We start from the raw sequence: 11,195 nt of genomic DNA, 5'->3' as shown, positions 1-11,195 counted from the left end.
CACAAGAGCAATCCCGCTTCTTCCGTGCGGTCTACCGCTTGGAGGCCAAGCCCTCGAAGATGTCCACGGGGTTGTCCCGCTCGTCCAGGGTCTGCACATCCAAGGCCAAGGCCTGAAGCTCCTTCACCAGAACCCGGAAGGACTCGGGCACGCTGGGCTCGGGCACGTCCTCCCCCTTGATGATGGCCTCGTAGGCGGCGTTGCGGCCCTCGATGTCGTCGGACTTGAGGGTGAGCATCTCCTGCAGGGTGTGGGCGGCCCCGTAGGCCTCGAGGGCCCACACCTCCATCTCCCCAAAGCGCTGGCCGCCGAACTGGGCCTTACCCCCAAGGGGCTGCTGGGTGATGAGGGAGTAGGGGCCGGTGGAGCGGGCGTGCATCTTGTCCTCCACCATGTGGTAGAGCTTCATGATGAACATCTGCCCCACCACGATGGGGCCCTCAATGGGCTCCCCGGAGCGGCCGTCGTAAAGGACCACCTTGCCCTGGAGGAAAAGCTCCTTAAGCTGCTCCTCGGGGCTCTTGCCGGGGCTCACCAGGCCCAGCTTCTCCGCCCGGGCCAGGACCTCCAGCTCCCGCTTGTCCACCCCGAAGCCCTCCTCCTTCCGCTTGCCGAAGTAAAGGTCAAAGGCCTCGGCCAAAAGGGCCTTGACCTCGGGCTCCGTGGCCCCGTCAAAGACCGGGGAGATGTAGCGCTGGCCCAGGAAGAAGCCCGCCAGGCCCAGGTGGGTCTCCAGGATCTGGCCCAGGTTCATCCGGCTGGGCACCCCCAAGGGGTTCAGGATGATGTCCACCGGGGTGCCATCCGGCAGGTGGGGCATGTCCTCCACGGGGAGGATCTTGGCCACCACCCCCTTGTTCCCGTGGCGGTTGGCCAGCTTGTCCCCCACCTGGAGCTTGCGCTTTTGCGCCACGTAGACCCGCACCACCTCCCGCACCCCGGGCTTCAGCTCCACCCCGGGGTCGCCCCGCCTCAGGCGCAGGGTGCCCACCACGATGCCCCCCTCGCCCGGGGGAACCCTCAAGGAGGTGTCCTTCACGTCCCGGGCCTTATCCCCGAAGATGGAGCGCAGGAGGCGCTCCTCCGGGGAAGGCTCCTGCTCCCCCTTGAAGCTGGTGCGGCCCACCAGGATATCCCCCGGCTTCACCTCGGCCCCGATGCGCACCACCCCCTCCTCGTCCAGATCCCTTAGGGCGGCCTCGGAGAGGTGGGGGATGTCCCGGGTGATCCGCTCCGGGCCCAGCTTGGTGTCCCGGGCCTCGATCTCGTAGCGCTCGATGTGGATGGAGGTGTAGAAATCCCGCTTTAAGAGCTCCTCGCTGATGACGATGGCGTCCTCAAAGTTGTAGCCATCAAAGGGCATGATGGCCACCAGGACGTTCTGCCCCAGGGCCAAGAAGCCCTCCTCGGAGGCGGGGCCATCCGCCAGGAGGTCCCCCTTCCTCACCCTCTGGCCCACGGTCACCCGGGGGCGCTGGTCCAGGGCGGTGCCCTGGTTGGAGCGCACAAAGCGGCGCAGGGCGTACTCCACCAGGCGGCCGTCCTCGTAGCGCACGGCGATGCGGCGGCCATCCACCGCCACCACCTCCCCGTCCCCCTCGGCGTAGACCGCGGCCAGGGAGTCCCGCACCACCCGCTCCTCGAGGCCCGTCATCACCACCGGGGCCTGGGCCCGGATGAGGGGCACCGCCTGGGTCTGCATGTTGGATCCCATCAGGGCCCGGTTGGCGTCGTCGTGCTCCAGGAAGGGGATGAGGTTGGTGTTCACGGAGAAGACCTGCTTGGGGGAGACGTCCATGAACTCCACCTCCTCCGGGCCCACGATCACCGGCTCCCCCCGCCGCCTTGCCACCACCCGGTCGGTGGCGATCCGGTCCCCCTCCAAGGGGGTGTTGGCCTGGGCGATGGTGTACCGGTCCTCCTCGGTGGCGGTCATGTAGACCACCTCGTCGGTGACCACCCCACCCCTCACCCGGCGGTAGGGGGTGCGGATGAAGCCCAGCCCGTCCACCCGGGCATAGGCGGCCAAGGAGGTGATGAGGCCGATGTTGGCCCCTTCCGGGGTCTCCACGGGGCAGATGCGGCCATAGTGGGTGCGGTGAACGTCCCGCACGTCAAAGCCCGCCCGCTCCCGGGTAAGGCCCCCAGGGCCCAAGGCGGAGATCCGCCGCTTATGGCGCAGGGAGGAGAGGGGGTTGGTCTCGTCCTTGAACTGGGAAAGCTGGCTCCGGCTGAAGAACTCACGGATGGCCGCCTCCAGGGGGCGGTTGTTCACCAGCTTGGCCGGGGTCAGGGTGTCGGCGGACCCCATCACCATCCTCTCCCGCACCCCCCGGGCCAGGCGGCTTAGGCCCACCCGGAACTGGTCGGCCATGAGCTCCCCCACGGTGCGGATGCGGCGGTTGCCCAGGTGGTCGATGTCGTCCGCCTCGTGGCCCGGCGCTCCAGCGGTGAGGGCGAAGAGGTAGCGCAAGGTGGGCAGGAAGATCTCGTCCTTGAACTCCCCGTCCTCAAAGCGCACCAGGGTGCGGCCGGAAAGCCTCACGCCCAGCTTCTCCTCCGCCTTGTACCGCCCCGCCTCCCCCAGGTCGTAGCGCTTGGGGTCGGCGAGGAGGCCGAAGAGGTAGGCCAGGGCCTTGTCCTTCTTGGGGGGATCCCCGGGGCGGAGCAGGGTGAAGAGGCGCACCAAGGCCTCCTCCGGGCGCATGGCCAGCACCGCCTCGTCCAGAAGCCCCTGCACCAGCTCCCCATAGGCCCCAAGCTCCCGGTTCAGGGTTTCGGCATCGTAGCCCAGGACCCGGAGGAGGAGGATCAGGGGGAACTTGCGCTTGTTGACCTTCATGGAAACGGTGCCGTTTGACTCCACCTCCAGGTCAATCCAGGGCCCCCGCTTGGGCAGGGGGATGATGCTGGCCACGTAACGCCCGGGCCGGGCGGGGTCCGGGGTGAAGTAGACCCCCGGGGAGCGGTGGATCTGGGAGACGATCACCCGGTCGGCCCCGTTGATGATGAAGGAGCCGTCCTCGGTCATGAGGGGGATGTGGCCCAGGAAGACCTCGTCCTCCTTGATGAGCCCCGTGTCCTTGTGGATGAGCTGGAGGCGGGCATAGAGGGGGGCCTGGTAGGTGAGGTCCTTCTCCCGGCACTCGTCCTGGGAGAAGGGGGGCTCCCCGATGCGGTACTCCAGGAAGTCCAGGACCATGCCGCCCTTGCCCTTGTCCCCCTCCTCCACGGGGAAGGTCTCCTTGAAGGCCGCCTGGATGCCCACGTCCTCCCGCTTATCCGGGGGCACATCGGCCTGGAGGGCCCTCTTGTAGGACTCCACCTGGATTTCCGTCAAAGGGGGAAGGGGAATGACCTCTCGGATGCGACCAAACCGCTTAATCTCCATGCATCACCTCAAGGATGGAAAAGCGGGCCGCCCGAGGTAAGCTAACAGGGTTCTTCCGCGGGTTCTGGTGTCCCGCGGCGGCTGGCTCTTACCGTGCTCCCTTGGCCCGACCAAAGAGCACAAACCTTAGCTTATAGGGCAATCCCTTAAGCCGTCAAGCCTACCCGCAACCCTGGCCCTTCGCTCCTACCGTTCCACCTCCACCTTGATTTTATAGTTTCCCCGCCTGGTTTCGCCAAGCACCTCCAAGAGCCTCAGGCTCCCCAAACCCTCCGCCAAAAGGGTGTCCCCGGGGGCCATCTCGTCCTTGGGGGAGGCCACCTTGCCCCTTAGCCGCACCTTCCCCGCCCTCACCCCTTGGGCGAAGTAGTTGCGGGAGACCCCGAACCCCTTGGCCCCCACCGCGTCCACCCTTAAGGAGGGCACCACCAGGGTGCGCACCCGCTCGCCCCTGGCCCTTAGGGCCCCCTCGGGCGGGGGAAGAAGGGCAAAGCCCGCCTCCTGGAGGGCCTTCCTCCCCTGGGGCAGGAGGGCCACCAGAAACCCCCCCTCCCACACCTCCAGGTCCCCCATGGCCTCCCCCAGGTCCGGGGGCTCCTTCTCCAGGAAGGCCACCTCCACGGGGTCGTGCACGGCAGGGATCTCCGGGGGGTAGAGCACGGCCACCTTGCGCTCCGCCAGGGGAAAGCCCCCGAAGAAGGCCACCTTGAGCCCCTCGGCCCGGGCGGCCGCCTCCAAGAGGGCCTGGGCCTCGAGGTCCAAAAACCCCGTCTGCACCACCCGCCCACCCCGGGCCCGCTTGAGGTAGGAGGCCAGGTCCGCCATCTAGCCCCCCCGCACCGCAAAGCTCAGGGTGGCGCTGGCCCTTTCCTCCCCCTCCACCAGGGCCCTGACCGCCACCTTGCCCAGGCCCCGGCGGAAGAGGAGAAGCTCCCCCTCCAGGATCAGGGTGTCCCCTGGCACCACGGGCTTTTTGAAGCGGGCCTCCTCCACCCCCACCAGGAACACCAAGCCCCCCGGCTTGAAGCCGGGCTGCCGGGCGATGGTGCCCACCGCCGCCTGGGCCATGGCCTCCAGGATCAGCACCCCCGGCATGATGGGGTAGCCGGGGAAGTGCCCCTGGAAATGGGGCTCGTTGAAGGTGACGTTCTTCAAGGCCCGGAAGGACCTTTCATCGGCGTGAAGAACCCGGTCCACCAGGAGAAAGGGATACCGGTGGGGCAGAAGGCTGAGAATCTCGGTGATCTCCACCGCCTTACCTCTTCAGCACGTCGTCGGAGGAAAGGATGGTGTCCTCCAGCACGTGGAGCATCTCCAGGGCCCGCCCCGTGCCCAAGGCCACCGCCTCAATGGGGTTCTCCGCCACCACCACCGGCACCCCCGTGGCCTCCTGCAGGGCCACGTCTAGGTTTTTAAGCAGGGCCCCGCCCCCGGTGAGGAGGATGCCGCGCTCGTAGATGTCCGAGGCCAGCTCGGGGGGGGTGGTCTCCAAGACCCCCTTCACCCCTTGGAAGATTTTCTCCAGGGGCTCTTTCAGGGCCTCGGCCACGTCCTCGGCGGGGATCTCCGCGGTGCGGGGGAGGCCGGTGATCAGGTCCCGGCCCCGCACCTCGGCCACCTCTTTCTCCTCCCCCGGCAGGAGCTTGGCCCGGCCCAGCTGGATCTTGAGCTCCTCGGCGGTGCGTTCCCCGATGAGGAGGTTGTACTTTTGCCGCACGTAGCGGATGATGGCCTGGTCCATCTCGTTGCCGGCGATGCGCAGGCTCTCCGAGCGCACGATGCCCCCCAGGGAGATGACGGCGATGTCCGTGGAGCCTCCCCCGATGTCCACCACCATGCTGCCCGTGGGTTCGGCCACGTTGATCCCCGCCCCGATGGCCGCCGCCAAGGGCTCCTCGATGAGGTAGACCTTGTGGGCCATGGCGGAAACCGCCTGCACCACCGCCCGCCGCTCCACGTCCGTGACCCCGGAGGGTACCCCCACCATGACCCGGGGACGGAAGAAGCGGCTCATGGGGGAAAGCACCTTTTGCAGGAAGAGGAGGAGCATGCGCTCCGTGAGGGCGTAGTCGGCGATCACCCCATCCTTAAGGGGCCGCACCGCCACGATGTTCCCCGGGGTGCGCCCCAGCATGCGGTAGGCCTCGGCCCCCACCGCCTTCACCTCCCGCTTCCCCTGCACCACCGCGATCACGGAGGGCTCGCGCAGGACAATGCCCTTCCCCCGCACGTAGATGAGGACGCTGGCCGTCCCCAGATCGATCCCGATGTCCTCGCCCCTCAGCATATCGCCCCATTCTACTCAGGAAGAACCCGGTAGCGGACCCCCTGGTCCTCTACCCCCGCCAGCACCTGCTTTCAAAGGACACCCGCCCCTCCGCGAGATAAAAGGCGAAATCCAAGGGCGGCCTCCAGGTGCGAAAACCCTTGCTCGGGGTCTGGCGCTTGAAGGGTTGCCGGAGCGTGGCCACAGGAAAGGGCATACCTCGCCCCCCATGACCTCCGGGTCCGGGCTGATGCGCCCACGCCAGACCATGTCACTTAGCGTACTCCACCGCCCGGGTCTCCCGCACCACCGTCACCTGCACCTGGCCGGGGTAGTTCATCTCCCGCTCGATGCGGCTTGCGATCTCCCGGGCCAGGAGGGTGGCCTTGGCGTCGGTGATCTTGTCGGGCTTGACGATGACCCGCACCTCCCTTCCCGCCTGCACGGCAAAGGCCGTCTCCACCCCAGGGAAGGAAAGGGCGATGCGCTCCAGGGCCTCGAGGCGCTGCAGGTACTCCTCCAAGCTCTCCCGCCTGGCCCCGGGCCGGGCGGCGGAAAGGGCATCGGCGGCCGCCACCAAAACGGCATACACGGTTTCCGCGTTCTCGGGGTCGTGGTGGTGGGCGATGCCGTCCAAAACCTCTGCGGGTTCCCCGAAGCGGCGGGCCAGGGCGATGCCGATCTCCACGTGGCTTCCCTCCACCTCCCGGTCCACGCTCTTGCCGATGTCGTGCAAAAGCCCCGCCCGCCGGGCCAAGGCGGCATCCAGCCCCAGCTCCGCCGCCATGATCCCCGCGAGGTGGGCCACCTGCACCGAGTGCTTCAGCACGTTCTGGCCGTAGCTGGAGCGGAAGTGGAGCCGCCCCAAGAGCTGGATGAGGCCGGGCTTTAAGCCCACCACCCCCGCCTCGAGGGCCGCCTCCTCCCCCCGCTCGTAGATGAAGGTCTTCATCTCCTGCTTGGCCTTCTCCACCACCTCCTCGATGCGGCTTGGGTGGATGCGCCCATCCTTGAGGAGCTCCTCCAGGGCCATGCGGGCGATCTCCCGGCGCACGGGGTTGAAGGAGGAAAGCAAGACCGCCTCCGGGGTGTCGTCGATGATCAGGTCCACCCCCGTCAAAGCCTCAAAGGTGCGGATGTTCCGCCCCTCCCGCCCAATGATCCTGCCCTTCATGGCATCCGAGGGGATGGGCACCACGGAAACCGCAAGCTGCGCCGCCGTCTCCGAGGCCTGGCGCTGCATGGCCTGGGCCAGGATCTTCTGGGCCTCCTTGCGGGCCTCGAGGCGCACCCTCTCCAAGGCCGCCCGCACCCTTTGGGCCTTTTCCTCCTCCAGCTCCCGGTCCAGCCTCTCCAGGATGAGGCGCCGGGCCTCCTCCGGGGAGAGGCCCGCCACCTCGTAAAGCCTCCTTTCCGCCTCCCGCTCCTTCTCCTGCAGAAGGGCCTCCTGCGCCCTAAGCGCCTCCTCCCGCTTGGAAAGGGCCTCCTCCAAGGCATCCAGCTTGAGGGCCCGGGCGTCCAGGGCCTCACCCCGCTTGGAAAGCCTTTCCGCCTCCCGCCTGAGCTCCTCCCGCTCCCCCTTGAGGCGCTCCCTTTCCGCCTTAAGTTCCTCCTGCAAGGCCCTAAGCCTCTCCCGCTCGGCCTTAAGCTCCTCCCGCTCGCCCCTTAGGCGCTCCTCCGCCTCCTGCAAACGCCTCTTGGCCTCCGCCTCCAAGGCCTCCGAACGGCGCTTCAGCTCCGTCTCCAGCTCCTGGCGCAAGGCCTTGGCCCGCTCCTCGGCCTCCTGGCGCAGGGCCCGGGCCTCGGCCCGGGCGGCCTCCAGGATCTCCTTGGCCTCCTTGCGGGCCGCCTCGAGGGCCTCCCTGGCCTCCTCCCTGGCGGCCTCCAGGAGCCTTTTGGCCTCCTCCCCGGTCCGGTCCTCCCCCTTGCGCCTAAGAAACAGGGCCCCCGCCAGGACCAAGACCAGGAGGAGAAGCCCCAGGTCCAAAAGGGTCAGGGTCATCTACTCCTCCCCCTCCTCGCTTCCCGCGAGCACCACCTCGTGGGCCCTCTCCAGCACCTTGGCCCGGATCTCCTCCAGAAGCTCGGGACGCTCCCTGAGGTACTCCGCCGCCTTCTCCTTCCCCTGGCCCAGGCGGGTCTCCCCGTAGGAAAACCAGCTTCCCGCCTTCTCGATGACGTTCGCCGCCACGGCCACGTTCACCAGGTCCATCACCGGGTCCAGGCCCTTGCCGAAGTAGATCTCCAGCTCCGCCTCGCGGAAGGGTGGGGCCAGCTTGTTCTTCACCACCTTCACCTTGACCTTGATCCCCACCGCCTCATTCCCCACCTTGATGGGCTGGCCGCTTTTGCGCACGTCCAGGCGCACGCTGGCGTAGAACCTGAGGGCCCGGCCGCCCGGGGTGGTCTCGGAGTTTCCGTACATCACCCCCACCTTCTCCCGCACCTGGTTGATGAAGATGGCGGCGGTGTTGCTCTTGGAGAGGACCGCGGTGAGCTTCCGGAGGGCCTGGCTCATGAGCCGGGCCTGCAAGCCCACGTGCTGGTCCCCCATCTCCCCCTCGATCTCCGCCTTGGGCACCAAGGCGGCCACCGAGTCCACCACGATCACGTCCACCGCCCCCGAGCGGGCCAAAAGCTCCACGATCTCCAGGGCCTGCTCCCCGGTGTCGGGCTGGGAGACCAGGAGGTCCTCCACCTTGACCCCCAGCTTCTGGGCGTAAAGCGGGTCCAGGGCGTGCTCCGCATCCACGAAGGCGGCCACCCCCCCTTGCTTTTGTGCCTGGGCGATGATGGTGAGGGCCAAGGTGGTCTTCCCCCCGGACTCGGGGCCGTAGATCTCAATGACCCTTCCCCGGGGAATGCCCCCGATCCCCAAGGCCAGGTCCAGGCCCAAGGAGCCCGTGGGGATCACGTCCACCTGCAGCTTGGGCATCTCCCCCAGGCGCATCACCGCGCCCTTGCCGAACTCCTTCTCAATGGTCTTGAGTGCGTTTTCCAGCGCTTTCCTCTTGTTCTCGTCCATGGTCACCTCGCAAAGGGAACTTCTCCAAAATGGTATAGACGGGCCCCTTGGGCTTAAGCTCCGAGCGGACCAGGGCAAACTCCGTCACCGGCCATTCCAAGCCAAAGACCACCGGGGGCACCCGGGGAGCCGGGGCCTTGCGCCGGGCCAGGGTGATGTGGGGCTTGAAGGGCTTATCGCCGCCCGCCAAAAGCGCCTCCTCCCCCAGCAGCTCCCGCACCCCTTCCCGAAGCCCTTCCGCCAACAGGGCAAACCCCTCTCCCTCCGCCTTGGCGAACCACACCCGGGGGGTGCCCTCGTTGGGGAAGTAGCCGGTGCCCCGGATGCGGGCGGTAAAGGGGGGGTGAAGCCGCCCCAGGCGGTGGCCCAAGGCCCGGAGATCCGCCAGGTCCTCCTCCGGCCTTTCCCCCAGGAAGAGAAGGGTGACGTGGAGGTGGTGGGGCGCCACCTCCCTCCACCCCTTGTAGCGGGCCACCCGCTCCTGAGCCTCCACCAAGGCCCGCTTCACCTCTTCAGGAAGAAAAATCGCGTAGAAGAGCCTCATGTTAGGAGTAAGGCCAAGGCGGCATACACGCTTCGCAGCCGCACCGCCTCGCGGTCCCCGGGAAAGCGGTAGCGGCGCACCTCCGTCCCCTTAGGCCCCGCCAGGGCCACGAAGACCGTGCCCACGGGTTCGCCCTCCAAGGGGTCCGGCCCCGCCACCCCCGTGGTGGAAAGGGCATAGGTGGAACCGAAAAGCACCCGGGCGGCCTCCGCCATGGCCTTGGCCGTCTCGGCGGAAACCGTCTTGGCGAGGAGTTCCTCCGGCACACCGAAGCGGGCCTTGGCCCCTAGGGAATAGGATACCACGCCGCCCAGGTAGAACCGGCTCGCCCCCGGCACCCGGGTGATCTCCGCCCCCAGAAGCCCCCCGGTGAGGCTTTCCATGGTGGAGAGGGTGGCGCCCTCCCGCTCCAGGCGGCGCTTCACCGCCTCGGCCAGGGTGAGCTCCCCTTCACCCCAGACCTCCTTCAAAAGGCGCTTCTTGACCTTCTCCGATAGGTCCGCCACCAGGTCCTCCCGGCCCCGCACCACCACCTCCACCCCCTGGAGCTTGGGGTAGGTGCCCACCTCCACCTCCTTGTCCCGCCGAAAAAGCTCCCCGAGCCTCTCCACAATCTCCGACTCCCCTATGCCCCAGGTCTTCAGGACCCGCTTGGCGTAGGGGCGGCGGGGGAGGTTCAGCCGGGGCAAGACCTCTTGCCACATGGGCCGCCACTCAGGGGGAGGCCCGGGCAGGAGGATCAGGTCCTTGCCCTCCTTGCGCACCCACCAGCCGGGGGCGGTGCCCCAGGGGTTCTTAAGCCAGATGGCCGAGGGGATCTTCAGGGCCTGCTTGCGATTCGCCTCGGGCATGGGCCGCCCCCGGGCCCGGAAGAGGGCCTCGATCTCCAAAAGCATGGCCTCGTCCAACACCAAGGGCTCCCCCAAGGCCTCGGCCACCGCCTCCCGGGTCACGTCGTCGGGGGTGGGGCCCAGGCCCCCGGAAAGCACCACCAGCCTGGCCCGCTCCCAGGCCTGGCCCACCTCCCGGGCCAGGGGGAGGGGTTCGTCCACCACCCTAAGGGTCCTTTCCACCTTGAGGGCGTAGCCCTCGAGGCTCCTGGCGATCTCCGCCGTGTTGGTGTCCAGGGTCTCCCCGTAGATGAGCTCCGTGCCTACCCCGATGATCTCCGCCCGCTCCATGCCGCCTCCTCAAAGGGCCAGGCCTCCACCTGGAAACGCCCTCCCCCTCCTTCCAGAACCGCCTTCAGGGGCACCTCCTGGCGCACCACGGCAAAGCCCAGGACCCCCCAGGGGGTTTCCACCACCCGCTTGGCCTCCCCCACCTTCCGCCCCTCCAGCAGGAGGTCAAAGGGGGCCCCTTGGGAAGGGGCAAGCCCCCTCAGGCCCACGGGGCGGTGGTGCACCTCCTTCCCCTCGAGGCGGGCCATGATCTCCTGGCCCACGTAGCACCCCTTGCCGTAGTCCACCAGGTGGAGAAGCCCCACGCTCTGGGGAAGCTCGCCCCGGATGTCGGCGAGGAGGGGAAGGCCCTTAAGCAGGGCGTAAAGGGGGTAAAGCCCCGCCGGATGGGCCCCCTCCCCGCTTTGGGCCACCTCCTCCCGCCCGTCCGCGTGGAGCAGGCGGTAAAGAGGAAGCTCCACCAGCTCCACCTGGTCAAAGACGATGTAGCGCCGAAGCCGGGCCCTTAGGCCCTCCAAGGTACCCCAGGGGGCCAGGAGAAAGCCTTCCGGGTGCAAAAACACCGTGGCCGCCTCCTCGATCTGGCCCCGGTGGTTGAGGAAAAGGGTCCCCGCCGGTGGGGAAAGCCGCCGCAGGTCCCGGGTGGCCTGGCCCTGGAGAAAGGAAAAGGCGTCGGGCCCCCGCACCAGGAGCACGCCGGGGAAGGCGAAATACCCCTCACCCGCCAGGGCTTTTTCCAGGGCCGCCTCCATGCCTCCCATTATTGACCACAGGGTCAGGAAGGGGGA

The 11,195-nt window shown here is 67.9% G+C and carries 9 protein-coding genes; all 9 read right to left on the bottom strand.

The features are described 5' to 3' along the window. Positions 1-31: 31 nt before the first annotated feature. A complete protein-coding gene (gene rpoB / locus BS74_RS02335; protein ID WP_038055713.1) occupies positions 32-3,391 on the bottom strand; it encodes a DNA-directed RNA polymerase subunit beta in 3,360 nt (1,119 codons plus the stop codon). 186 nt (positions 3,392-3,577) lie between these two features. After that, positions 3,578-4,216, bottom strand: a complete 639-nt coding sequence (locus BS74_RS02330; protein WP_038055711.1) for an RNA-binding protein — start codon at positions 4,214-4,216, stop codon at positions 3,578-3,580. Beyond that, complete coding sequence (fabZ, locus tag BS74_RS02325) at positions 4,217-4,642, bottom strand: 3-hydroxyacyl-ACP dehydratase FabZ (protein ID WP_038055709.1); 426 nt, start codon at positions 4,640-4,642, stop codon at positions 4,217-4,219. 4 nt (positions 4,643-4,646) lie between these two features. Beyond that, the gene (mreB, locus tag BS74_RS02320) at positions 4,647-5,678 is read right to left on the bottom strand and encodes a rod shape-determining protein (protein ID WP_038055707.1); all 1,032 of its coding nucleotides are present in this window, start codon (positions 5,676-5,678) and stop codon (positions 4,647-4,649) included. 250 nt (positions 5,679-5,928) lie between these two features. Further along, positions 5,929-7,653, bottom strand: a complete 1,725-nt coding sequence (gene rny / locus BS74_RS02315) for a ribonuclease Y (RefSeq protein WP_038058773.1) — start codon at positions 7,651-7,653, stop codon at positions 5,929-5,931. A 6-nt stretch (positions 7,654-7,659) separates the two neighbouring features. Then, on the bottom strand, positions 7,660-8,682 hold the full coding sequence (gene recA, locus BS74_RS02310) for a recombinase RecA (RefSeq protein WP_038055705.1): 1,023 nt from the start codon (positions 8,680-8,682) through the stop codon (positions 7,660-7,662). Beyond that, positions 8,633-9,226 carry an RNA 2',3'-cyclic phosphodiesterase gene (gene thpR / locus BS74_RS02305; RefSeq protein WP_038055702.1) on the bottom strand — a complete coding sequence of 198 codons (594 nt, stop codon included), beginning with the start codon at positions 9,224-9,226 and terminating at the stop codon, positions 8,633-8,635. Before thpR ends, recA begins: the two co-directional genes overlap by 50 nt. Beyond that, on the bottom strand, positions 9,223-10,407 hold the full coding sequence (locus BS74_RS02300; RefSeq protein ID WP_038055701.1) for a CinA family nicotinamide mononucleotide deamidase-related protein: 1,185 nt from the start codon (positions 10,405-10,407) through the stop codon (positions 9,223-9,225). The genes thpR and BS74_RS02300 overlap by 4 nt, the downstream gene beginning before the upstream one ends. Beyond that, positions 10,380-11,159, bottom strand: a complete 780-nt coding sequence (locus tag BS74_RS02295) for a YgfZ family protein (RefSeq protein ID WP_038055699.1) — start codon at positions 11,157-11,159, stop codon at positions 10,380-10,382. Before BS74_RS02295 ends, BS74_RS02300 begins: the two co-directional genes overlap by 28 nt. Between the last annotated feature and the right edge of the window lie 36 nt (positions 11,160-11,195).

The organism is Thermus amyloliquefaciens, assembly GCF_000744885.1.
GTDB lineage: Bacteria > Deinococcota > Deinococci > Deinococcales > Thermaceae > Thermus > Thermus amyloliquefaciens.
This window is presented reverse-complemented; position numbering and strand designations above follow the sequence as displayed.

Bases quoted from the DNA above. Each gene is read 5' to 3' on its own strand.
- rpoB (WP_038055713.1), bottom strand. From the start codon at position 3,391: ATGGAGATTAAGCGGTTTGGTCGCATCCGAGAGGTCATTCCCCTTCCC.
- BS74_RS02330 (WP_038055711.1), bottom strand. From the start codon at position 4,216: ATGGCGGACCTGGCCTCCTACCTCAAGCGGGCCCGGGGTGGGCGGGTG.
- mreB (WP_038055707.1), bottom strand. From the start codon at position 5,678: ATGCTGAGGGGCGAGGACATCGGGATCGATCTGGGGACGGCCAGCGTC.
- recA (WP_038055705.1), bottom strand. From the start codon at position 8,682: ATGGACGAGAACAAGAGGAAAGCGCTGGAAAACGCACTCAAGACCATT.
- thpR (WP_038055702.1), bottom strand. From the start codon at position 9,226: ATGAGGCTCTTCTACGCGATTTTTCTTCCTGAAGAGGTGAAGCGGGCC.
- BS74_RS02300 (WP_038055701.1), bottom strand. From the start codon at position 10,407: ATGGAGCGGGCGGAGATCATCGGGGTAGGCACGGAGCTCATCTACGGG.
- BS74_RS02295 (WP_038055699.1), bottom strand. From the start codon at position 11,159: ATGGAGGCGGCCCTGGAAAAAGCCCTGGCGGGTGAGGGGTATTTCGCC.